A 23,773-nucleotide genomic window follows, 5' to 3' on the forward strand; every position below is an offset into this window, starting at 1 on the left:
TGATTTAACTACGAACTTCTAATTTGGAGTTCATTAATTCAAATTCCTTGTTAAGGTAAAATGACGTATAACTTTTATCATCTTTAGCAACTTCTTCCGGAGATCCTGCTGCAACTATCATGCCGCCCCCGCGACCGCCTTCGTAACCTATGTCGATTATATGATCGGCCATTTTTATAACGTCCATATTATGTTCTATTACTACAATGGTATTGCCTTTATTGACTAGTTTATTTAAAACCTCCATCAGTACTCTAATGTCCTCAAAATGAAGTCCGGTTGTGGGCTCGTCCAGAATATAAAAGGTGTTTCCAGTATCTCGTTTGGACAATTCAGTGGCAAGTTTTACCCTTTGTGCTTCTCCTCCTGAAAGTGTCGTTGATTGCTGTCCTAATGAAATATAACCCAGTCCGACATCCTGAATAGTCTTTAATTTCCGATGAATCTTTGGTATTTGATCAAAAAAGGCCACGGCTTCATCAATGGTCATTTCAAGAACGTCGGCAATAGATTGTCCCTTGTATCGTATTTCCAAAGTTTCCCTGTTAAATCGTTTTCCATTACAGGTTTCACATTCAACATATACATCAGGTAAAAAATTCATCTCTATAATTCTTAGTCCTCCTCCCTGACAAGTTTCACACCTTCCACCTTTTACATTAAAACTAAACCTCCCCGGTTTATAACCCCTGATAGCCGCCTCAGGTGTTTTAGAAAAAAGGGAACGGATTTCTCCGAAAACACCGGTATATGTAGCAGGATTAGACCTGGGAGTCCTTCCAATAGGTGACTGGTTTATGTCTATTACCTTATCAATATTTTCAAGTCCCTTAATAGCCGCATATGGCATTGGTTTTTTTACACCATTAAAATAGTGTGCATTCATTATGGGATAAAGCGTTTCGTTAATAAGGGTAGATTTGCCACTACCTGAAACACCTGTCACCGCAACCATTTTTCCCAAAGGGAATTCAACCGATACATTCTTCAAATTATTACCTGTACAGCCTGTCAAAATTATACTTTTTCCATTTCCCTTTCTCCTTGTCTCAGGTATAGGAATCACCTTTTCTCCCGTAATAAATTGGGATGTTAATGTATGTTGATCAATGAGTTCAGACGGAGTTCCCTCCGAGATAATTTCACCTCCATGTTTTCCTGCGTGTGGACCAATATCAATTACATGATCTGCATTTTCAATCATATCGCGGTCATGTTCAACAACAATTACAGAGTTTCCAATATCCCTTAGGGATTTCAATGATCTGATCAGTCGATTGTTGTCGCGCTGATGTAAGCCAATACTAGGTTCATCCATTATATATAACACCCCAACCAGCTGAGACCCTATTTGTGTAGCAAGTCTTATTCGCTGGGCTTCTCCTCCGGAAAGAGACTTTGAACTGCGATTCAGGGATAAATAATCAAGACCTACATCTAACAAAAACTTTAATCTGGATTTTATCTCTTTTATGATCTCTTCGGCAATCTTTCTTTGATTACCTTTTAATTTGGAGTCGAGTTGATCAAAAAAGCCAGCGAGATCGGATATATCCAATTGACATAATTCTGCTATATTCTTATCCTCAATTTTGTAATAAAGTGATTCTATTTTTAATCTTGAACCATTACAGGCAGGACAGGTTCTCTTATCCATAAAATCTCTGGCCCAGCGCTTAATTGATCTGGAATCTGCCTGGTGATATTGGTTTTTAATAAAGTTCGCTATGCCCTCATAGTCAATATGGTATACTCGTTTTACACCAAGGGTTTTAGAATCAACTTCAAACTGTTCAGAACCTCCATATAATATAGTTTTAAGCGCCTCATCCGGAATAGTGGATATGGTATCTGTAAGCTCAAATTGGTATCGTTTGGCGATTGTTTCTAATTGTTTAAAAGCCCAGGAACGTTTATATTCACCCAAGGGTGCAATACCCCCTGATTGAATGGATAATTTTTTATTCGGAAAAATTTTATTTTCGTTTACCTCGAAAACATGCCCCAATCCATTACATTCTTTACACATGCCCTTAGGAGAATTGAAGGAAAATGTATTGGGTTCAGGTGTTGGATATGAAATTCCGGTAGTAGGACACATTAAGTCTCTACTGAAATATCTTGGAATTACTTCGCCTTCTTCAAGAACCATTAAGACGTTGTCACCGCTATACATGGCCGTATTAATTGATTCAGAAAGTCTTTTCTTCAAATTTTCGTTATCGTCAATTTTCAGGCGGTCAATAACAATTTCTATATCATGTGTTTTATATCTATCGACCTTCATTCCTTTGGTGATATCCATTATTTCACCATCTACCCTTACTTTTACGAAGCCTTGTTTTCCAATTTGTTCAAAAAGTTCTCTATAATGCCCTTTCCTTGATTTAATAACCGGTGCCAGGATGTTTATCCTTTTTCCAGAATAACTTTTATTAATAAGTTCTTTAATTTTATCATCACTATAGCTAACCATTTTCTCACCAGTATTATAGCTATAGGCATCTGATGCCCTTGCAAACAATAATCTAAGAAAATCGTAAACTTCGGTAATTGTTCCTACTGTAGAACGTGGAGATTTTGAGGTTGTTTTTTGTTCTATTGCGATTACTGGAGACAACCCATCAATTTTATCTACGTCGGGCCGCTCCAAGCCACCTAAAAACTGCCGTGCATAAGAAGCAAAGGTTTCTATATAGCGTCGCTGGCCTTCGGCATAAATAGTATCAAAGGCCAATGAGGATTTACCACTTCCTGAAAGTCCGGTTATTACAACCAGCTTTTCTCTTGGGATGGTTACATCAATATTTTTTAAATTATGAACCCGGGCACCCTTGACTTCAATATTCTCCTCGTAATTTATCATTGAATTGAACAAAGTTGCAAAGGTACATTTTTGACGACTAAAAAGGAAGTCTGGTTTCTTTTGATTTTGTTAAACCGTTGTACATGTATAATTGCCAATTTCATTCCAGGTAACTTGTTCTATTAAGTTCAGCACAAATATTATAGACTTCTAAGATAGAATCGCATAATCTAAATAATTAAACAAGGTAGAAATACGACAAGAATTTTAGACACAATAATCCCTCGCCAAAATTTTAGTGCATTAAAGCCGGCAGGATAACAAAAACATGATTTAAAGAGATGAAATGGAAGAAATAAATTAAAATATCAGAATATAATTACTCATGATAAGAAGCCATTTCGTAGTTGCTATAAAATATATATACTATTAAATTATACCGCCTCCAGATCTTTCTGATATTTCCTGCGCGGTTTGCTAAATTGATGTGTATGTAATTTATTGGAAATTAAAGATTTCATAGAATTTTTTGCAAAATAGGTATCCCACAACGCTATAGCTTCAATGGGCTTAGTTTGGAAAGAACCATTTAAGGATTCTTTATTCGCATATATTTCTTTTGAATCCAAGGTTATTAATTGTATCGTATGAAGGTCATAATAAAGACCATAGTTGCGCTTTATATCATAGATTATCCATTGTCTGTCTCCAAAATTAGATCTGAAGTGTTTGGATACAAGCGGCAATAGGTTATACGACGGTTCGGCAATACTATAGTGAACACCATCTATTGAGACGTTGAACTTCATAAATGCCTCCATTTGACTTTTTTTCTTACTTACCATATTTGCTAAATGGTTTATTTTAAAAGCCATATCATCGGTTAAATCTAAATGATTATTCGACCCTTTGGCAACTATTTTTTCAATGTATGAATAGAGTAATTGTTCAATACCGGCCGTTTCACTTAGAAATGCAAAATAAATATTTTTCATTACGAGATTGCTTCTTTGGCTTATGCCATTCCAAACTCGTTTAGCTTTGGGTACCTGGGTTAAAATTGTTTGTGTATCGTTAAACAAGCCTTTTTGTACCTCGTCTTTTCTTTGAATGTTAATAACATTGATTTTTTGTTCAAATGCCATGAATACAGAAGTTAAGAATCCATTAAAACTTCCATCATATACCAATATTTTTTCTTTTTCCATAACTTTTAGAATAAACTTAATTGTTTGCTGATTGAATTCTGCGATATTTTTTTAGATGCCTTTTGCTTAATCCCAAATGGTCTCTTTTCTTTTTTTACTTCTCTAACACTTCTTGCAATAAGGCCATCATCTAATCCTCTTTGAGCCCATTGACTAAGTTTTTTGGTAATAATTTCATCTAACATAACTGTGTTCATTTGTATATAATCCAAAAATATGGAAAATATCCTAAATTAGGAAATATTCCTATAATATTTTGGAAATAATCCAAATTTTGTATCTTTGAGTACCCGGGGCTGAAATATATTTTGCAGCAACATAGTACCAGCAGTTTTTGAAAGGTGCATTAAAGAAGGATCGGGTTTTTAAATTGACGTATAGGTATTAAAGAGAAAATTAAGGAATATGGGAATAGAAAATGAGCTTACTATTAAGAGATTTATTGAGATAAGACGGGATTTGGGATATACACAAGCAGAATTTGCAAGGATACTCGGAATTCCCAATACAACTGCGGATATAGAGCGTGGTCGTACCAAATTATCGGGCAAGGTGGTTGTTGAATTGTTAAAGCAATTTAAAGTAAATCCACTATGGTTATTTGGTGATAGTAAGAATCAGCATTTAAATTATTCCGGGACCAGTGTTATTCCTAAAGTTGTTACTGTAGATTCTTCTGAAAATGACAATATGGTTTTGGTAAATGCAAAGGCTGCCGCAGGGTATCCTCAAAATATTCAGGATACGAGTTGGTACAAGCAGCTGCCTGCATTTGATCTCCCGCTGCCTGAATTCAGAAATGCCACTTACAGGGGTTTTCAGGTTGAAGGTGATAGCATGCTGCCTAATTTGCAGCCCGGGGAATGGGTTTTGGCAAAGGCGGTTGAGGGGCTGGATGATCTTAATCCAAATAAGATGTATGTGGTAGTTCTCCATGATGCTGTATTAGTCAAAAAGATTGAGAAATTACCGGGAAATTCGAAGATACTCTTAATATCACTAAATGAAATCTATCCACCTTACGAAATTGAAGCAGAGCAGATACAGGAACTTTGGCAGGTAAGCAGTAAAATAACTTTTGGGGTAGACGCTACAACAGAAAAAGGCTTGCTAAGACAGTTACAGGAATCAATGGAAGAGTTAAAAAATCAGCTAGGTAAATAAGTATTGTAAAACCGGATGCTATAATTGAGAAAAAATGGCTAATCCAAGCCTTTTTAAATCTAGAAACCTACTGCAGTATCATCTCCGCGTTTATCTGCACCACCTTCGAGTCGGCCGTCGGGTAATACTAAAATTGCATCCACTTTTCCCAAGATAGGTGTGCGATCTTCGTTAATAGGGTAACCTTTAGATTTTAGTTCATCTTTTAGCTTATCCGGAAAACCTCCTGTTTCAAAAACGATATAATCAGGCAACCATTGATGGTGAAATCTAGGTGCATTTACGGATTCTTGCATACTTAGATTGAATTCATATGTATTTAGAATCGTTTGAGCTACAGCAGTAATTATCGTGGATCCTCCGGGAGAACCCACAACCATCCATAGCTCACCATCTTTTTCGACAATAGTCGGCGTCATTGAGCTTAGCATTCGTTTCTCAGGGGCAATAGAATTGGCTTCAGCACCTATTAAACCAAACATATTTGGCACTCCTGGTTTGGCGCTAAAATCATCCATCTCATTATTTAAGAAGAACCCTAATTCATCACAATATAGTTTGGATCCATATGCCCCGTTCAAGGTAGTAGTCACCGAAACAGCATTTCCCATCTGATCAACAATGGAATAATGAGTAGTCTCTTTACTTTCTACAATTTCAATTTTACCGTGCTCCACCTCACTGGATGGTGTGGCCGCTTCAAATGAAAAGTTCTCCATGCGGTTTTTAAGATAATTCTTGCTTAATAAAACGTCGAGAGGGATAACAACAAAATCCGGATCTCCCAGGAAAAAGTTTCTGTCGGCATAGGCCCGCCTTGCTGCCTCCGTAAACAACTGAATAGATTTCGCAGAATTATGACCATAGTCTGAGATGTCATAAGGCTCAATCATCTTAAAAATTTGATTTATCGTTACTCCGCCACTACTTGGTGGACTCATTGAAATTATCCTTAAATCTTTGTAATTAAACACTATAGGTTGTCGCCACTTGGCCTCATACTTTGCCAAATCTTCCTCAGTTACAAATCCTCCCTCTTCCTGAATAAACCGGGCCAGTATTTTTGCAGTTTCTCCTTTATAAAATTCATCCCTTCCGTTTACGGCTATTCTTCTCAAAGTAGTAGCAAGGGCTGGATATCGAAGTGTGTCTCCAGGTTCGCATTTATTATAAAATAAAGTGTTTTCACCATTCACGCTTCTGATCTCATCCCAATACTTATCTAGTCTGGCGGCTTGTTTTGTGGTTACCTCAACCCCTTGATCAACTAATTCTATTACGGGGTCTATTATATCTTTTATAGGCAAAGTGCCGAATTTTTTATGTACTTCAAAGATGCCGGCAATAGTTCCGGGAACACCCGTGCCACTTGCCCCGATTGTGCTCATGCCCGGAATAACATTGCCCAGGGAATCCAGATACATATCTTTGTGGGCTGCCAATGGCGCTTTTTCACGGTAATCAATAGCGCCAATATTGCCATCATTTTTACGGTATACCATAAAACCCCCTCCACCAAGATTGCCGGCAAAAGGATAGGCCACAGCCAATGCAAGTTCAGTTCCAACCATAGCATCAAAAGCATTCCCACCTTTTTCTAGTATATCTGCACCTATTTTTGAAGCCTCTTTACGCGCAGATACTACCATGGCATTTTGGCTTACGACCCCAGTTGGAGGATTAGGTTGTCTTTTACAATGTGTAAAAAGGATTAGTGCAAAAAATAGAATTAGTATTCGCATATTGAAATATATTTTTGTTTCGAAAAGGCTTCTAATTCTTTAAAAAAAGAAGTAAACTCCCCCTCAAATGCATCATAGTCTTTTTCCAGATCAAGGATGGCGTAATTCATTTTGCTTTTGTTGTTGGTTCTTCTGTTCATTCCACTTAAAACCCTGCTTATCCCATCCATTTTGGCATAGTTGAGGAGCCAATTATCACTAATCATATATGGAATCATTCGTTTAGTATTATCAGGCAGTATGGTAATGTTATCTTTTAGCAAATCATAAAAATTATCTACATATAGTTCCAAAGGAGTATCCGAATACTGTTTCCAGTTTTTAGCTAAAAAGTGATCATAAAAAATATCGACTATTACCCTGCTGTAGTGACTGTAATTATTATGCAATCTTTTACTACTTGTTTTTGCTATTGGATGTGAATCTGTATAGGTATCTATTTCCCTATGCAATAATATCCCTTTTTGTATTCTGTCTGGCAGGTGTTTGTATTTATTGCCCCTTATACTGTCGGCAATGAAATTTCCGATAGTTATTTCGTCATCTCCGAAAGAGAGATATATATGAGCTAAAAAATTCATTTAGTACGAATATAATCTTCACAATGGAATTTACAAATTTGGAACGCATGTTAATTAACAAGACATGTATATTTGCAAAAACTATTTAGAAACATATGACATTAATAAAATCTATATCGGGTATAAGAGGTACCATAGGAGGGAAGCCAAATGATAATCTGACTCCCATTGATACCGTAAAATTTGCAGCAGCGTATGGTACATGGTTAAAAGACTATTCCAACTCAGATAAGTTAAAAGTTGTTGTTGGACGAGATGCCCGTCTATCTGGAGAAATGATTCAGAATTTGGTGATATCTACATTAGTTGGGCTTGGAATAGATGTGATAGACCTTGGATTGTCTACTACCCCTACCGTGGAAATAGCGGTTCCTTTGGAAAAGGCGCATGGCGGTAAATCCAAAACAATGGAATGCACTAAAACTTTTAAATGAAAAAGGTGAGTTTCTTGATGCAGCCCAGGGGGCAATTATTCTTGAATTGGCGGAAAAAGAAGATTTCAATTTTTCTGAAGTCGATGAACTTGGAACTATCTCAAAAAATAACGCTTATCTAGACATTCATATAGATGAAGTCCTGAATTTACCATTAGTCGATGCAGAGACGATTAAAAAGTCCGGGTTTAAGGTGGTAGTGGATGGAGTTAATTCTACCGGGGGAATAGCAATTCCCAAATTACTTGAAACTTTGGGAGTAGAAGTCATTAAGTTGTATTGTGAGCCTACCGGGCATTTTCCACATAATCCTGAACCACTAAAAGAACATTTAGAAGATATTTGTGAGCTTGTTGTAAAGGAAAAAGCCGATTTTGGAATAGTTGTAGATCCAGATGTAGACCGTTTGGCATTTATTTGTAATGATGGAGAAATGTTTGGAGAAGAATATACCTTAGTAGCTTGTGCAGACTATGTGCTTGGGAAAACAAAAGGAAATACCGTTTCCAATTTATCATCTTCCAGGGCACTGAGGGATATTACAATAAAGCACGATGGTCTTTATGAAGCAGCTGCTGTAGGCGAGGTGAATGTTGTAAAGAAAATGAAAGCCACTAATGCCATTATTGGAGGTGAGGGTAATGGGGGAATTATCTACCCTTCAAGTCATTACGGTAGGGACTCACTGGTAGGGACTGCCTTATTTTTAATGCTTATGGCGGAGAAAGGCGGTTCGGTTAGAGAACTTAGAGACAGCTATCCCAGTTACTTTATGAGTAAGAAGAAAATTCAATTAACACCTGAATTGGATGTTGATAGGATATTAGTGTCAATTTCTGAAAGCTACAAAGACAAAGAAATCTCTACAATTGATGGGGTAAAAATAGATTTTGAAGAAAGTTGGGTGCATTTAAGAAAGTCTAATACAGAACCAATTATTCGAATATACACTGAGGCAAAAACTCAGGTTGAAGCTGATTCTTTAGCAGATAAAATCATAGGAGAGATAAAAGAGATAGCAGGTATATAAGATATAATACGGGCTACAATAGAGTAAATACTCTATTTTAAAGAAATTTTTCAGGTACTTTATCCCTGTGTTTCCATCGACGGTGAGTCCACAGATAGTAAGCAGGGTTCTGTATTATTTCTTCTTCTGTAAGACGTAGGAACTGGTCAGTAATTTCATTCTCTTTAGTCTTACTACCTTCTTTGGCAATCGGAATGAATTCAGTGCTATAATACCCTCGTTTTACTTTGGTAACTTTTGCAAAGACAACGGCGTGGTTATACTTTCTGGCTAATATTTCAGGACTATTGTATACTGGCACCTTTATATTCATAAATTCTGTCCAGTATTGTGCTAGGTGCACCTGTGGGGACTGATCACTCACAATTCCGTATACGCCTCTAATGCCTTTTTGGTGATTGCGTGCCATTGTAATTACCGTCTCCTTTTGAGAAATTGGTGTTGTACTCCATATACCCCTGATTTTTTTAATCAATCTGTCAAAATAAACATTATCAATTTTTTGGTAGACAGCGAACCCCTTAGATTTCACATGAACATTGACTATGATACTCCATTCCCAATTGCCATAATGCGGAAACATAACGAGTATACTTCGTTCTTTTTCTAAATCCAGAAGAAAATCAATATTGGGCAGCGCGTAACGTTTCTTTAATTCTTCTTCACTAATATTCAGGGTTTTAACAGTTTCCAGTAACATATCGCACATGTGCTTATAAAATGCCTTCTGAATATCTTTTTTCTCTTTTTTAGTTTTATCAGGAAAAACCAGGGATAAATTATTATAAACAACTTTCTTTCTGTACCCAACTATGCGGTAAACCAGGAAATACATCAGATCAGAGAAAAAATAAAAAAGCCCGTACGGTAGTATTGAGATTAACCATAAAAATGGGTAGGCAAGAATATATACAAGACGTTGCATGTTTAAAATAAATATGGGCAAATATAGCTATATTTGGCGCTTAATTAAATTGACATTTTTATGAATTTACATCTCGCTACAATTGCAATAATAGTTGTAAATGTTTTAATATCCCTCAGAGGTTTCAACGATGTAATTTTCTTTGATCGCTATAAGTTTACAATAGGTGCAATTAAGGCGGGTCAACGCGATAGAATGGTGACTTCAGGATTTCTACATGTAGATATTTCTCACCTTTTCATGAATATGTTTACCTTATATTTCTTTGCTCCGGTTGTAATTAATTGGTTTGGCTGGGAAAAATTTTTGATAATTTATTTTGTTAGCCTTGTTGCAGGAAGTTTACTGGCCCTTTTTTTTCATAAAGATGAACCTTTTTATAGCGCTGTAGGAGCAAGTGGTGCAGTTACCGGAATATTGTACGCAGCCATTTTATTACAGCCCGATATGCGACTTGGAATAATGTTTATACCAATCCCCATCCCGGCATATGTTCTGGGTCTGGCCTATATGTTATATTCCATTTATGGCATGAAAAAGCGCCTGGGTAATATAGGGCATACCGCACACTTTGGTGGTGCTGTAGGGGGGTATGCTTCATCCTTGCTATTTAAACCGGATCTGATAGTAACGGATACCCTAATGGTAATACTTCTGGCCATTCCTATTATAATTCTGTTTATACTGGAAAAATTAGGTAAAATTTAGAAATACTATACTAGTATTGTAAGTTTAAACCTACTTATTTATCGGAAAAGATTAATAGTTTTAACTACTAATCCTACCGCTTATCGAAAAAAGCCTTGGTTTTATATACCTTTTTGGTAGTTTTACCGTTAATTAATCGCCCAAGATTAGTTAAATAACCTACTTATGATTAAAAGAATCCCCATTTTACTTATGGCCTCTATGGCCTTTTTTGTATCCTGTAGTGACGAAACAACCGTTTTCGTTGATGAACAACAGGAGAATCTTATCTTAGAAAATGATTTCTTAAAGTTAAGCGGCAGTGTCAATTTCGATAATTCCGGAGTGCTGGATATTTTTGAAGATGAACAAATTACAAATAAGCAATTCTCAACCGCGAAAGCAGATGAAGCAGGAGATTATCCTATTTCACTTGTAGCACAGGTAAATCCGCCAAGCCTTGGAGGAAGTACCGTTCTAACGGCATCTCATGTAGATGTTGAAGGAGATTATGCTTATGTCTCCTACAATTTAGCAGGTGAAGATTATTATGGTGCCATAGATATTGTTAATGTTGCAGATCCTCATAATCCTGTGGTAACCTCAAGACTTATCTATTTAAATTCCGATATAAACTCGTTAGAATATTCAGATGGATATTTATATGCGGTAGGGGGGCTGAATAAAGAGGCATCTTTTACTGCTACTTCCAGCGCATTTGTTACTAAAATAAAAATTAATGCCGGAGGTACGATGGATATAGGTGCCGGCATTCTTTATGGTTACCAACCTGGTGATAATGCAACAGATATAGAGGTGGATGGTAAGGAAGTTTATGTTACCAGTGGGAAAAATGGATCTGTCACGATTTATGACGCGAACGATTTTGATATTAAAAAGGAAGAATTATTTTCAGATCTGCGGTCTTTGGCGTTCGACAATAATAAACTAGCATTATTAGACGCAGGCTTTGGCTTACGCATACTGGATGATAATTTAAATACTAAAAAAGAAATTCCGATTAGTTCCGACTTTGGGTCATTTACTAAAAGAACAGTTGATTTTTTAGATGATAAAATTGTTGTAGCTGAAGGAAGTAATGGAGTTGGATTATATTCTTATGATTCGGGTACCCGTTTGCAATACATACCAATAAGTATTGATCCCAATAAAGAAGTAACAGGAGACGTAGTAAATAATGCAGTCGCTTTTAACAAGGATATGATATTTATGGCCAATGGCGGTGCCGGACTCTCCTTATCTGAAGACAGAGGACCCAGCGCTGCAACTTACGGGGTAATACAGATTAGTGGCTCTGTGAATTATGTAGAATCTAAAGGGGATTATGCGTTTGCTGCATCAGGAGCAGAAGGGTTACAAATCATTAAATTAAACAGGCTGTCACAAAGCTTAGCGGCAACTTGTGCAACACTAACAGAATATGAGGGCACGTCTAAACTTGTTATCAATGAAGGACAGGATATTGCCTTTAGAGGGGCAAAGCGTTTCAATTCTATACAAGTGAGCGGATCGTTATTAATGTGCGGTTCCTGGACTGTAATCAATGATGTGGATATTAAAAAAGAAAGTGGCCTTCTGGAAATGAATGGTAACTTATTGGTGGGGAGGAATAGGAAAAGGAAAGAAATTAAAATTGAAGAAGGAGCCACCTTGCGTATTGAAGGAAATCTTACTATTTATGGGGATTTAGATTTAAAAGACGGATCAACAATAGAATTCATAGGCTCTGACTCCGTAGTCAATATTTTTGGCGAGGTTAAAATTGGGGACAATGTAACCATTGCCGGTGAATTTGACGATTTGCAGAACAAGTTTTAAGCTCTATTGGATTACATAAAAAAACCCCTGATGTTTAAAACATCAGGGGTTTTGTAATTTATATTTTATCTACTGCAGTAGTTCGCTGATTTTATTTTCTAATGCAGGACCTCTTAAATTTTTTGCAATGATAACTCCGTTCTCATCAAGAATGAATGTTGCCGGGATTGCCTTTACATTATAAAGTTCAGCTATTTCATCAAAATATTTCACATTAGAAACATGGTTCCATTCCAAACCGTCGTCTTCAATGGCCTTAGTCCAGTCTTCAAAACGTCTGTCCAAAGAAACCCCCAGAATATTCAGGCCCTTGTCATGGTATTTTTTATAAACCTTAACCACATTAGGGTTTTCTGCCCTGCATGGTTTGCACCATGCCGCCCAAAAGTCTACTATAGTTACTTTTCCCAATACATCATTTAATGCCAATTCATCGCCGGATGGGGTAGGAGCTGAAAAATTTGGCGCCTTTTCACCAATAGAAGTACTTACAAGTTTGTCAAGTTTAGTTTTAATTCGCTGGCCAACAGAAGTTTCTTTGATACTTGGACTTAGCGCGTCATACAATTCTTTAATTTCCTTTTCTGAAAGCACCTTTGTTGTTAAAGCTTTTTCAATTATCAAAGCGGAAATAAGCGCTTCCGGGTTCTCTTTAACGAATGTTAATTCAAAAGTTTTAGCTTCTTCCTGCAATTCAAAATATTCGTCCCTCAAAGAGTTCATGGCCGCGGTGTCCTGCACAGCAGAAGCATTACGCATTTCATCAGACATAGATCTTGCCCTATTTGCCAAACCTCTGGATTCTTTAAGAAAACCAGCAAATAAGTCATTCTGTAGAGTACCTTTAATTTTAGCAAAGGCCAGGCTGTCTTTCTGCGCACTAACTTCAATAGTTCCATTTTCGATTACCACAGGAATGTTTCCTCGTACGCTATTAATCAATAAATAATGAAGCTCTGGCATTCCGGAAGAGCCGGTAAATGTAAATTTTCCGTTTTCTAAAGTCGTAGTGTCTACTTCAATTAACTGATTAGCTTCATCGGTTTTTTTAAGGAAGACCTGTGTGCCATTCTCCACTTCACCACTTAGGTTACCTTCTAGTTTAAATCCATCGGTTGTAGTGTTACATGCTACAAGTAGGCCTAATAGCAATGCTGGTAGTATTAATTTTTTCATCATTTTTTAAATAAGATGTGCAAAGGTACTTATATAAGACAGAATAAAAAAAGTCCTTAGACATAAGGTTATGTTAAGGACAGATCTATAAAAAAAGGTTTTGATTTAGAATTGATAACGTATGCCCAGGGCGATATCAAAGTCAAAATTATCCGTAAAATCATTATATCCTAAAATACCAAGTTCTGGCCGTAGATCTAAGGACAATAATAAAGGAATATCAAAATTATATTCTATTCCCACATTTCCTGCGGCAAAGACAAAAAACCCGCCGTCCGGAGTAAATGGCTCATTCCCGCCACTACCCGGCACTGGTTCAAAACTGACGCTTCCAAACCCTCCACCTGCACCGTAGTACCAGTTAAAATTACCATCTATATGGCGTACCCACTCATAAAGTGCGGATACTTTAAAAGCATCAAATTCCCTGCTGTCTCTCCAGCCCAGATTTAATTCCAGCCTATGATATCTGCTAAGTAATCGTTGATACGAAATTTCTGCTCCAAACCCATCGCTATCCCCCAGACGAAGTCCAAGAGCATTATCAGAAATTTCCTGTGCGCTAATTGTAATTGTAAAAAGGCATGTTAGAAGTAGAACCGGATTAAAAATTTTCATATGTTCTGATTTTAGTTTAGGTTTAAAATCCATCTCAGCTAATAAAAACTTAATTTTACAACTAAAATTGTTCTGGATTGGATAAAAATCTTTTAGCAGATCTTAGAAGCAGCCTTGATGGCACTTTGCAATTTGATACCCTGTCAAGGGCACTTTATGCAACAGATGCCTCGGTTTATCGTAAGGTACCTCTGGCAGTTGCTTTCCCAAAAGATCAAAATGACATTATAAAACTTATACTTTTTGCCCAAAAACATCAAGTTGGGCTCATACCGAGAACAGCCGGTACATCATTAGCCGGACAATGCGTTGGAGATGGCATTGTGGTTGACGTATCCAAACATATGACTAAAATTCTTCATCTTGATGTTGAAAGAAAAACAGTCACGGTTCAGCCCGGAGTTATACGCGATGAACTTAATGAATACCTCAAAGCTCATGGTTTGTTTTTTGGACCAAATACTTCAACTTCTAACCGCTGCATGATTGGCGGTATGGTTGGAAATAATTCAAGCGGTACAACGTCTATTCAATATGGTGTTACACGCGACAAAGTCATTGCTCTGAAAACAATACTTTCCGACGGTTTTCCGGCAACCTTTGAATCTATTACATCTGCTGAGTACAGAAAAAAAATGGATATGCCCAACCTTGAAGGAACCATATATATGGGAATATATTCGGAGTTGCAAAGCAAAGAGGTACAACAAAATATCAAGGAAGAATTTCCAAAGGAGAGTATTCATAGAAGAAATACCGGTTATGCAGTAGATGAATTATTGCATAGTAATCTTTTTGGCGGTCCTGAGGAGGAAATTAATATTTGTAAATTATTAAGTGGGAGTGAAGGAACTCTGGCCTTTACCACGGAAATCACTCTGCAATTAGATGAAGTTCCACCACCGATTTCAGCCATGGTGGTTACACATTATAAAACCCTTGAGGATTGTCTCAAGGATGTTGTTCCTGTTATGAAGCACAATCTACATTTGTGCGAAATGATGGATAAAGTGATTTTGGACTGTACAAAAAATAACAGAGAGCAATTAACGAACCGATACTTTGTTGAAGGTGATCCTGCAGCATTGCTTATGTTGGAGCTAAAAGATGATTCGGAAGAAGCTCTTGAAGGAAATTTGAAAAAGCTGTTAAAAACGATAGAGAAATCGGGTTTGAGTTATTCCAATCCCATTCTGAGGGGTAACGATATCAATAAAGCCATTGCTTTGAGAAAGGCGGGTCTTGGCCTTTTAGGAAATATGGTAGGAGACAGAAAGGCTGTAGCTTGTATTGAAGATACAGCGGTTTCTTTGCCAGACCTTAAAGCCTTTATAGGTGATTTCACAAAGATCATGAAAGATTATGGCCAGGACGCCGTGTATTATGCCCATGCCGGTGCAGGCGAGCTTCATTTAAGGCCAATTCTAAACTTAAAACGTGCCCAAGATGTCTCCCTTTTCAGAGCCATAACAACAGATGTAGCTAAACTGACCAAAAAATACGGGGGGTCGTTTAGCGGAGAACATGGTGATGGTATTGTAAGGGCTGAATTTATTCCTATGATGCTTGGCGAGCAGAACTATGAATTGCTTAAACGCATAAAGTCATATTTTGATCCTGATCATATTTTTAATCCGGGCAAAATTGTAGATGCATATCCAATGGATGAATCATTGCGATATGAAGTTGAGCGGGAAGAACCCGAGATCAGTACAATTTTTGATTTCTCAGACAGTGAGGGAATTTTAAAAGCATCTGAAAAATGTAATGGTAGCGGCGACTGCAGAAAGTCCCATAACGCTTCAGGAGGGATGTGTCCGAGTTATCAGGCAACAAAGAATGAAAAAGATACAACCCGGGGAAGGGCAAATGCATTGCGGGAGGTGCTAACAAATTCTCTTGGGCAAAACCGATTTAACTCTGATGAATTAGTGGAGGTATTCGATCTCTGTTTAAGCTGTAAAGCCTGTTCAAGTGAATGCCCTAGTAATGTTGATGTTTCAACTTTAAAATCGGAGTTTTTATATCAATATCAGGAGATCAACGGGTATAAATTCAGGAATAAACTGTTTGCATACAATACCCGGTTAAATGCTCTCGGAAGCAAAATGCCTAAAGTAACAAATACTATTTATAATTCCGGACCGCTTAGTAAAGTGATAAAGAAAATTTCGGGAATTGCACCTGAAAGGAGGTTACCTTTTGTATCAAGTATAAATTTCAATAAATACCTTCAAAATATTGATAAACAACTAAATAAAAAAAGTAGAAAGGTAGTTCTATATATTGATGAATTCACCAGGTATTTGGACACGGATCTTGGTATAGATGCGATAGACTTGTTTTCCGGATTGGGATATGAAGTAAGTCTTTACTACGCAGAGAGCGGACGAACATTTATTTCAAAAGGATTTTTGAAACAGGCTAAAAAGCTGGCAGAGAAAAATATTGCAACATTGTTCAATTACGCCCGGCAGGGTATTCCTATAGTCGGAATAGAACCCTCTGCCATTCTAACTTTCAGAGATGAATACAAAAGGTTTCATTTTGAGGCTGATAAAGTTGAAACAATTGCATCTGTGTCTTTCCTTATTGAGGAATTTCTTTCTAATGAGATCAAAAATGGAAATATTCGTAAGGAACAATTCACTAAGTCAGCTGCAAACGTCAAAATCCACAATCACTGTCATCAAAAGGCCCTATCTAACCAAAAAGTTACATTTGACATATTAAATCTGCCCGAAAACTACAAAGTTAGCATCATTTCTTCCGGTTGCTGTGGTATGGCCGGGTCTTTTGGTTATGAGCGTGAGCACTATAATACTAGCATGCAAATAGGAGAGTTAAAACTGTTTCCTTCAATAAGAAAATCTGGTGAAGATGTAATTATTTCCGCTAATGGAACGAGTTGCAGGCATCAGATTTATGATGGCACGGGAAGACAAGCGCAGCACCCTGTGACAATTTTAAAGAATGCCTTAAGCATCAATTGATTCGTCTTCTCCTTGTGATTGCTTTTGTTTTGGGGGGTGGGTCCTTTCTAATGTTTCAATAAGATCGCTTAAATCCATTAGCTTCAAATCTTCATCTGCAAAAAAAGGAGAGAGTTTATCGTAGCTATAATTGTAAACTTTCCATCGTTTGAACGAATATTCCAAAGCACTAAGGCTTTCTACCCAATCACCGGAATTCAGATAAGTACATTTTCCATTTTTTGTTTCAAAAGTTTCTTTTTCAGGCTGGTGAATATGTCCACAGATCACATAGTCATAGCCATTGGCAAGAGCTGTTTCTATTGCAGTTTGCTTAAAAATACTAATATACTTATCAGCATTTTTAACGCTGCTTTTTATTTTCCCGGTCAAAGAATATTTTTCTTTTCCAAATTTTGCAAAGAACCGGTTGAATACCCGATTAATGCAAAGTACAAGTCCGAATCCGGTATCACCCATTTTAGCAAGCCACTTTATTTGTGGAAAAGAAATATCAAAAACATCTCCATGAAAAATCCAGGCTTTCTGACCATCTAATTTTAAAACTAATTTGTCTTGTATTGATAAATTTCCTATCAGGGTATTACTAAACCTGCGTAATTTCTCATCATGATTTCCAGTAATATAAATGACTTCGGTGCCCTTTGAAGCCATACCTATAATTTTTTTTAGAATCTTTAAATGTGATGCAGGAAAAAAGTGATTTTTAAATTGCCAGATATCAATAATATTGCCATTCAGAATTAACTTTTTTGGATCTATACTGCTTAGATATGCCATCAGCTCATCTGCATGACAATTGGGATTGCCTAAATGCACATCAGATATTACCGCTACCTCTATAAGACGCTTTTTCACAGGATAAGGAAGTTTTGTGTAAAATTAGACCCATTGGTATAGTTTCACCTTAAGGCAAAGTCACTATTGCTTAAAACTAAGGTTAAGTTTGACGTCAAAAATTATTCATTTGTTACCTTACCATTAACTCAAGCTGTGTTTTGTTTCCCATTATTTAACATCTATCTTTGGCTCTTGAAAAAAAGAGTTATTACTTCTAACTAGATATAAAAGGATCTTGGCTTATGGCTGGTAATACATTTGGAAGACTTTTTAAACTTACTACTTTTGGAGAATCCCATGGGAAGGCAATTGGTGGTGTTATAGACGGATGTCCGTCCGGAATAAAGTTGAATTTGGAAGCAATACAGCAAGAGCTGGATAGGAGAAAGCCCGGCCAATCTGCTATAGTTACACAACGTAAGGAGCCGGATACTGTTGTTTTTTATTCCGGAATATTTGAAGGGCAGACCACTGGAACCCCAATTGGATTTGCGATTTATAATACAAATCAGAAATCAAAAGATTACTCGCATATAAAAGATTCATATCGCCCGTCTCATGCAGATTATGTATATGATAAAAAGTATGGTTTTAGGGACTATAGGGGAGGGGGCAGAAGTTCTGCTCGTGAAACAGCCAGTCGTGTAGTTGCGGGAGCTATCGCTAAACAATTTTTAAATGGCATTAGTATAAATGCCTACGTTTCCCAGGTTGGTTCCCTTAAACTTGAAAAACCCTATTCGGAACTGGATTTGAAATTAACCGAAAGTAATGCTGTGCGTTGTCCGGATCCTGACACCGCCACCAGAATGGAATCTTATATTAAAGAAGTTCGAAAGGAAGGTGATACAATTGGTGGAATCATTAGCTGTGTGATCAAAAATGTTCCCGTTGGACTTGGAGAACCTGTTTTTGATAAGCTTCATGCTGATCTTGGTAAAGCCATGTTATCTATTAATGCGGTCAAAGGATTTGAATATGGCAGCGGTTTTGAAGGAGTCAAAATGAAAGGTAGTGTTCATAATGATCAATTCAAACCGGATGGGAGTACAATTACCAATAACAGCGGTGGTATACAAGGTGGCATTAGCAATGGTATGGATATCTATTTTAATGTAGCCTTTAAACCGGTTGCGACAGTCATTCAGGCTTATGAAACTATCGATAAAGATGGCAATATGGTTAAAACTCAGGGCAAGGGTAGGCATGATCCGTGTGTCGTGCCAAGAGCTGTGCCCATTGTAGAAGCAATGGCGGCATTAGTACTTGCCGACTTTACTTTGCTAAATAGAACCATAAAATTATAAACCGCCTTTTTTAGGGGGTTTCCTGTCAAAATACTATCTTTCTAACCTAAACTTTTTATATGAAGAAACTGGAATTGCATTGGCAAATCCTAATAGGGATGATCCTTGGCCTTCTTTTTGGCTTCGCTATGACCTATATTGAATGGGGTCGTGGTTTTGTGCAGGATTGGATTAACCCTTTTGGAACTATTTTTGTTAAACTTCTCAAGTTAATTGCAATTCCACTTATTCTTGCTTCTTTAATTAAAGGAATATCTGATTTAAAGGACATTTCAAAGTTCAGAAATATTGGACTTCGGACAATAGCTATTTATGTATGTACCACAATAATTGCCATTACTATTGGTCTGGTTTTAGTTAATGTTTTGAAGCCAGGCGAAGGCATTTCAGATGAAACAATTACAAAATTAACGGATACCTATGCGACAGATAGCGGTGTAACCTCAAAGATTGAAGAAGCTTCAAGGCAAAAGGAAGTTGGTCCATTGCAGTTTATGGAAGACATGGTTCCTGATAATGCATTTGGCGCTCTAAGTGATAACAGCTTAATGCTTCAGGTCATCTTTTTCACAATATTCCTTGGTATAGCAATGCTGTTAATCGGAGAAAAAAGAGCTAAACCACTAAAAAAGTTTTTTGATTCACTCAATGATGTTGTACTCAAAATGGTAGATCTTATAATGCTCACCGCTCCGGTGGCAGTTTTTGCATTGTTAGCAAATGTTGTTGTCTCCTCTGGTGACCCGGATCTGTTACTGGCACTATTGAAATATGCCGGGGTAGTGGTTTTGGGACTATTTTTAATGATTGTATTTTATGCTGTGGTTGTTGCCACTTATACACAGAAAAATCCTTTCTGGTTTCTTAAGGAGATAAGTCCGGCTCAATTATTGGCATTTTCCACAAGTTCGAGCGCGGCAACTCTTCCGGTTACGATGGAAAGGGTAGAGGAGCATATAGGGGTAGATAAAGAGGTATCTAGTTTTGTACTCCCAGTAGGCGCTACCATTAATATGGATGGTACAAGCTTATATCAGGGTGTTGCGGCTGTTTTTATCGCCCAGGCTCTTGATTTTAATCTCTCTCTTGGCGGACAGCTGACTATTGTGCTTACCGCGTTACTGGCATCTATTGGCTCGGCAGCAGTCCCTGGAGCCGGTATGGTAATGCTGGTCATTGTTTTGGAATCTATAGGTTTTCCATCTGATAAACTGGCTATTGGACTGGCACTAATTTTTGCAGTAGACCGTCCATTAGATATGTGCAGAACTATTATTAATGTTACCGGAGACGCTACCGTTTCAATGATTGTTGCCAAGTCTGTCGGGAAATTAGGTAAACCCCGCATAGAAGACTGGGATAAGTTTTATGAAGAAGTAAAATAAACTAAAATTAAGTCCAATGAACATTTGTTTTCTTATGTATCCTTGGGAGGAGATTGATCCTGAGAATGATACAAGCCTTGCATTAATTCATGAATGCGTTAAACGCAACCACGGAGTAGCCTTGTGCACGCCTGCTAATCTTACTATTCGCAATAGTGTTACAAATGCCTTTTGCACCGTTATTGGCAGAATGGATAAAGTACCCGGCAGTCTTAAGTCTTTTTATAGAAAGGCTGAAATTAGGGAGGAAATGCTGCCGCTGGCCGGCTTTGATGTTATCTTCATGAGAGCCAATCCACCACTTGACCCTATTATGTTGAATTTTTTGGATTCTGTAAAGGACGATGTGTTCATAGTTAATTCACTGCAGGGTTTGAGGGAGGCGAATAACAAGTTGTACACTGCGGCTTTTGGTGATAGTCATGACAATATAATACCTACTACCCATGTTTCTAAGAATAAAAACTATCTGGTAAAGCAGATTAAAGAATCCAAAGCCGATAAAATGATCTTAAAGCCATTGAATGGCTTTGGAGGTTCGGGTGTTATCCTAATTGAGAAATCGGCAATGTCAAATATAAAGTCGCTATTGGATTTTTATATTTCAAGTTCCGATGGATCATCTAATTATGTCATTCTTCAGGAATATATTGAAGGAGCAGAGCAAGGTGATGTTAGAATTCTGATTTTAAACGGAGAACCAATTGGTGCAATGAGGCGTATACCGGGTTCTGATGATCATCGCTCCAATGTTTCTGCAGGAGGTTCTGTTGCAAAGCATACGCTTACAAAACAGGAAAAAGCATTATGCAAGCAAATTGGGCCCAAACTGGTTAAGGACGGGCTGTATTTTGTAGGAATCGATGTTATCGGCGGTAAATTAGTGGAGGTAAATGTTATGTCACCGGGCGGGATAACCTATATGAATAAGGTTTATAAAACCAAAATTCAGTCCAAAATAATAGACTTTATTGAGAGCAAGGTAGTTGACAAATTGCAAGCTTTTAACAGGCGTTCCAGATTGCGAAACGAGGTTGAGAATGCTTAAACTTTCGGTTGCCGATATTATCTCAAAAATTAAATCTGAGATTCCGTTTGAGGCAGTTTCAGATGATTATTCCTTTATTTTAAAAATAAGTGATTACGCCCCTTATATATGTGCAGCGGTGCACGATGGGCATCAATTTAGAAAATCACTCTGGGATAATTGCCTTCATACCGAGTACGATCGATGGTATGAAGAAGATCCATGTACAAGCGAAATGGTTGCTTCTCACCCCATAGTCTTAACCGGCTGTGACAGCAGGTTTGAATATGATCTTAATAGGCCTCCTGATGGAGCCATTTATTCAGATGCCTGGGGTAAGCCCTTGTGGAAAATACCAATATCTGCTCAGGAATACGATCACAGCATGCAAAAACATGCTTCATTTTATAGTGTTGTTCACGCTCTTGTTGAACAAATTGAAGCGAAATATGGAAAGGCCATTGTTTTTGATATGCACAGTTATAACTGGAAGCGCTGGGACCGGATTGTGCCTACGTGGAACCTTGGTACCAGTAATATAGATAACAATCGGTTCGGCGAAATAGTCACCGACTGGCAAGAAAAGCTGGAGACTATTAAATTACCGAATAATATAAAATCCAATTGTAAAATTAACGACACCTTTCAGGGAAATGGATTTTTTCTGAAATATATTACAACAACTTTTGGCAACACACTTGTTTTAGCAACTGAAATTGCAAAGGTCTATTGCGATGAGCTCACTGCTATTATTTATCCCGAGGTAGTACGTGCTGTGGAATTGCAATTAAAAGAATTAGTACCTTTGCAGGCTAAAGAATTTCACGAGAAAGATTTATGATTACCGAAGATCAGCGCCTGTCTATTAAATTAGAGTATCCCAATTTATTTGAAGTAGATGACAACCTGGATAGACTCATAAAGAATATTGAGTTGCTGAGCTATGTAAATCCGCTTAATGGTGAAAAAGAAAAACATAAGTTTTTTGCTTCCAAATTTGTAGAAAACCCCAAATTCAAATATCCAAAATTAAAGTTCGATCCTTATAAGCTTCATCGCTTGTTTTATTCACAAAGATTAGAGCGAATAAAAGATGCGGAATTAAAGGATTTATATACAGATATTATTTATTATTATGCCAATATGGTGCAATGCATCAAAACTATTGGCAAGGGGAAAGAGTTTTATTACAATTCTTTGAATATATATGGAACCCCAACTGAAAAGGATGTTCAAAATGCAAAATTTATACTTCATTTTGATGATGAGCCTGCAAGTGTTGATATGGAAACCGTATTTTCCACGGATGATGCCAGGGCCTATTTTGAAGATTTTGCCGCATCATATGAATTTCCGGTAAATATTAAATTTGCGACCCACATAGCAGCTGACGCTATGGTAAGCAATGCAACCAAAACATTACTTATAAAACGCAATGCAAGGTTTAGCCAAAACCAACTGCTCACATTGGCAAATCATGAAATTGGAGTACACCTGGTAACTACTTTTAATGCTTCTCTTCAACCTTTAAAAATATTTTCCAACGGTTTTCCAAAAAATGTAGAAACTCAGGAAGGATTGGCAGTTTTTAGCGAATACATGAGCGGAGCACTTACAATTAAAAGACTTAAAGAGCTAGCATATAGAGTTATAGCAGCAGATAGTTTAATTAAAGGTTATAGTTTCGCAGACACCTTCGATCTGATACACAACCAATACAAATTGAACCGAAATGACGCATTTTCAATTACTCTTAGGGCACATAGAGGCGGAGGTTTTACCAAGGATCGACTATATCTTAGTGGATTGAAAAAAATCTACAAACGTTATAGGAATGGCGAGTCTATGGATGTATTACTCACCGGAAAAGTAGCGATGAACAACGCTGATCAAATAAAATATTTACAAAATTTAGGTTTAGCTAAGCCCATAAGCCATAATAATCTGGCATATTCGACAAATAGGAGCTCAAATCCCACACTCGAATTTATTTTAAATAATTTGAAATAGA

18 protein-coding genes and 1 pseudogene are annotated in these 23,773 nt (G+C 37.2%); 10 read left to right on the forward strand and 9 right to left on the reverse strand.

The window, feature by feature from the left end; translation table 11 throughout:
- Positions 1 to 4 precede the first annotated feature (4 nt).
- From uvrA to Q0X89_RS06300, 3 genes are all read right to left on the reverse strand, one after another.
- Positions 5 to 2,866: an excinuclease ABC subunit UvrA gene (uvrA, locus tag Q0X89_RS06290; RefSeq protein WP_297692248.1), complete on the reverse strand. Its 2,862-nt coding sequence runs from the start codon at positions 2,864 to 2,866 to the stop codon at positions 5 to 7.
- Positions 2,867 to 3,240: 374 nt separating this feature from the next.
- Positions 3,241 to 4,014, reverse strand: coding sequence for a TIGR03915 family putative DNA repair protein (locus tag Q0X89_RS06295; protein ID WP_297692250.1), 774 nt, complete (start codon positions 4,012 to 4,014; stop codon positions 3,241 to 3,243).
- A 5-nt stretch (positions 4,015 to 4,019) separates the two neighbouring features.
- Positions 4,020 to 4,211, reverse strand: coding sequence for a hypothetical protein (locus tag Q0X89_RS06300; protein ID WP_297692252.1), 192 nt, complete (start codon positions 4,209 to 4,211; stop codon positions 4,020 to 4,022).
- A gap of 208 nt (positions 4,212 to 4,419) precedes the next feature.
- Here Q0X89_RS06300 and Q0X89_RS06305 point away from each other — a divergent pair, with 208 nt between their 5' ends.
- Entirely contained in the window at positions 4,420 to 5,178 is a 759-nt protein-coding gene (locus Q0X89_RS06305) for a LexA family transcriptional regulator (RefSeq protein WP_297692254.1), read from the forward strand.
- 59 nt (positions 5,179 to 5,237) lie between these two features.
- On the opposite strand, the gene ggt is transcribed toward Q0X89_RS06305, so the two are convergent.
- Complete coding sequence (gene ggt, locus Q0X89_RS06310; RefSeq protein WP_297692256.1) at positions 5,238 to 6,920, reverse strand: gamma-glutamyltransferase; 1,683 nt, start codon at positions 6,918 to 6,920, stop codon at positions 5,238 to 5,240.
- Positions 6,908 to 7,501, reverse strand: coding sequence for an acyl carrier protein phosphodiesterase (locus tag Q0X89_RS06315; protein WP_297692258.1), 594 nt, complete (start codon positions 7,499 to 7,501; stop codon positions 6,908 to 6,910). Before Q0X89_RS06315 ends, ggt begins: the two co-directional genes overlap by 13 nt.
- 95 nt (positions 7,502 to 7,596) lie before the next feature.
- Here Q0X89_RS06315 and glmM point away from each other — a divergent pair.
- Positions 7,597 to 8,965, forward strand: a pseudogene (glmM, locus tag Q0X89_RS06320) (phosphoglucosamine mutase).
- A 37-nt stretch (positions 8,966 to 9,002) separates the two neighbouring features.
- Here the strand turns inward: glmM and Q0X89_RS06325 are convergent.
- Positions 9,003 to 9,890, reverse strand: coding sequence for a lysophospholipid acyltransferase family protein (locus tag Q0X89_RS06325; RefSeq protein ID WP_297692260.1), 888 nt, complete (start codon positions 9,888 to 9,890; stop codon positions 9,003 to 9,005).
- Between the two features lie 60 nt (positions 9,891 to 9,950).
- Here Q0X89_RS06325 and Q0X89_RS06330 point away from each other — a divergent pair, with 60 nt between their 5' ends.
- Entirely contained in the window at positions 9,951 to 10,598 is a 648-nt protein-coding gene (locus Q0X89_RS06330) for a rhomboid family intramembrane serine protease (protein ID WP_297692262.1), read from the forward strand.
- Positions 10,599 to 10,763: 165 nt separating this feature from the next.
- Entirely contained in the window at positions 10,764 to 12,416 is a 1,653-nt protein-coding gene (locus Q0X89_RS06335) for a hypothetical protein (protein WP_297692264.1), read from the forward strand.
- Between the two features lie 69 nt (positions 12,417 to 12,485).
- Here Q0X89_RS06335 and Q0X89_RS06340 read toward each other — a convergent pair whose 3' ends face one another.
- Together Q0X89_RS06340 and Q0X89_RS06345 are read right to left on the reverse strand one after the other, a co-directional pair.
- The gene (locus Q0X89_RS06340) at positions 12,486 to 13,595 is read right to left on the reverse strand and encodes a redoxin domain-containing protein (protein WP_367177023.1); all 1,110 of its coding nucleotides are present in this window, start codon (positions 13,593 to 13,595) and stop codon (positions 12,486 to 12,488) included.
- 102 nt (positions 13,596 to 13,697) lie between these two features.
- Positions 13,698 to 14,210: a hypothetical protein gene (locus Q0X89_RS06345; RefSeq protein ID WP_297692266.1), complete on the reverse strand. Its 513-nt coding sequence runs from the start codon at positions 14,208 to 14,210 to the stop codon at positions 13,698 to 13,700.
- Between the two features lie 77 nt (positions 14,211 to 14,287).
- Between Q0X89_RS06345 and Q0X89_RS06350 the strand changes: the two genes are divergently transcribed.
- A complete protein-coding gene (locus tag Q0X89_RS06350; RefSeq protein WP_297692268.1) occupies positions 14,288 to 17,203 on the forward strand; it encodes an FAD-binding and (Fe-S)-binding domain-containing protein in 2,916 nt (971 codons plus the stop codon).
- Here Q0X89_RS06350 and Q0X89_RS06355 read toward each other — a convergent pair.
- Entirely contained in the window at positions 17,189 to 18,061 is an 873-nt protein-coding gene (locus Q0X89_RS06355) for a UDP-2,3-diacylglucosamine diphosphatase (protein WP_297692270.1), read from the reverse strand. The genes Q0X89_RS06350 and Q0X89_RS06355 overlap by 15 nt on opposite strands.
- A gap of 224 nt (positions 18,062 to 18,285) precedes the next feature.
- On the opposite strand from Q0X89_RS06355, the gene aroC reads away from it, so the two are divergent.
- Genes aroC through Q0X89_RS06380 form a run of 5 tightly spaced genes read left to right on the forward strand, consistent with a single transcriptional unit; the run spans position 18,286 to position 23,772 of the window.
- Positions 18,286 to 19,350: a chorismate synthase gene (gene aroC, locus Q0X89_RS06360; protein WP_297692272.1), complete on the forward strand. Its 1,065-nt coding sequence runs from the start codon at positions 18,286 to 18,288 to the stop codon at positions 19,348 to 19,350.
- A 59-nt stretch (positions 19,351 to 19,409) separates the two neighbouring features.
- On the forward strand, positions 19,410 to 20,735 hold the full coding sequence (locus tag Q0X89_RS06365) for a dicarboxylate/amino acid:cation symporter (protein WP_297692274.1): 1,326 nt from the start codon (positions 19,410 to 19,412) through the stop codon (positions 20,733 to 20,735).
- Positions 20,736 to 20,751: 16 nt separating this feature from the next.
- Positions 20,752 to 21,783, forward strand: coding sequence for a glutathione synthase (gene gshB / locus Q0X89_RS06370; RefSeq protein ID WP_297692276.1), 1,032 nt, complete (start codon positions 20,752 to 20,754; stop codon positions 21,781 to 21,783).
- Positions 21,776 to 22,603, forward strand: a complete 828-nt coding sequence (locus Q0X89_RS06375) for an N-formylglutamate amidohydrolase (protein WP_297692279.1) — start codon at positions 21,776 to 21,778, stop codon at positions 22,601 to 22,603. The genes gshB and Q0X89_RS06375 overlap by 8 nt, the downstream gene beginning before the upstream one ends.
- Entirely contained in the window at positions 22,600 to 23,772 is a 1,173-nt protein-coding gene (locus Q0X89_RS06380) for a flavohemoglobin expression-modulating QEGLA motif protein (protein ID WP_297692281.1), read from the forward strand. Before Q0X89_RS06375 ends, Q0X89_RS06380 begins: the two co-directional genes overlap by 4 nt.
- Position 23,773 lies beyond the last annotated feature (1 nt).

It is taken from the genome of uncultured Eudoraea sp., from assembly GCF_947258525.1.
In the GTDB taxonomy this organism is placed as follows: Bacteria; Bacteroidota; Bacteroidia; order Flavobacteriales; family Flavobacteriaceae; genus Eudoraea.

What these genes read in the sequence shown, in the direction of transcription:
- Q0X89_RS06305 (WP_297692254.1), top strand. Translation starts at nt 4,420, where the DNA reads ATGGGAATAGAAAATGAGCTTACTATTAAGAGATTTATTGAGATAAGA.
- Q0X89_RS06335 (WP_297692264.1), top strand. Translation starts at nt 10,764, where the DNA reads ATGATTAAAAGAATCCCCATTTTACTTATGGCCTCTATGGCCTTTTTT.
- Q0X89_RS06345 (WP_297692266.1), bottom strand. Translation starts at nt 14,210, where the DNA reads ATGAAAATTTTTAATCCGGTTCTACTTCTAACATGCCTTTTTACAATT.
- Q0X89_RS06340 (WP_367177023.1), bottom strand. Translation starts at nt 13,595, where the DNA reads ATGATGAAAAAATTAATACTACCAGCATTGCTATTAGGCCTACTTGTA.
- uvrA (WP_297692248.1), bottom strand. Translation starts at nt 2,866, where the DNA reads ATGATAAATTACGAGGAGAATATTGAAGTCAAGGGTGCCCGGGTTCAT.
- ggt (WP_297692256.1), bottom strand. Translation starts at nt 6,920, where the DNA reads ATGCGAATACTAATTCTATTTTTTGCACTAATCCTTTTTACACATTGT.
- gshB (WP_297692276.1), top strand. Translation starts at nt 20,752, where the DNA reads ATGAACATTTGTTTTCTTATGTATCCTTGGGAGGAGATTGATCCTGAG.
- Q0X89_RS06315 (WP_297692258.1), bottom strand. Translation starts at nt 7,501, where the DNA reads ATGAATTTTTTAGCTCATATATATCTCTCTTTCGGAGATGACGAAATA.
- Q0X89_RS06295 (WP_297692250.1), bottom strand. Translation starts at nt 4,014, where the DNA reads ATGGAAAAAGAAAAAATATTGGTATATGATGGAAGTTTTAATGGATTC.
- Q0X89_RS06375 (WP_297692279.1), top strand. Translation starts at nt 21,776, where the DNA reads ATGCTTAAACTTTCGGTTGCCGATATTATCTCAAAAATTAAATCTGAG.
- Q0X89_RS06365 (WP_297692274.1), top strand. Translation starts at nt 19,410, where the DNA reads ATGAAGAAACTGGAATTGCATTGGCAAATCCTAATAGGGATGATCCTT.
- Q0X89_RS06325 (WP_297692260.1), bottom strand. Translation starts at nt 9,890, where the DNA reads ATGCAACGTCTTGTATATATTCTTGCCTACCCATTTTTATGGTTAATC.
- Q0X89_RS06330 (WP_297692262.1), top strand. Translation starts at nt 9,951, where the DNA reads ATGAATTTACATCTCGCTACAATTGCAATAATAGTTGTAAATGTTTTA.
- aroC (WP_297692272.1), top strand. Translation starts at nt 18,286, where the DNA reads ATGGCTGGTAATACATTTGGAAGACTTTTTAAACTTACTACTTTTGGA.
- Q0X89_RS06380 (WP_297692281.1), top strand. Translation starts at nt 22,600, where the DNA reads ATGATTACCGAAGATCAGCGCCTGTCTATTAAATTAGAGTATCCCAAT.
- Q0X89_RS06300 (WP_297692252.1), bottom strand. Translation starts at nt 4,211, where the DNA reads ATGAACACAGTTATGTTAGATGAAATTATTACCAAAAAACTTAGTCAA.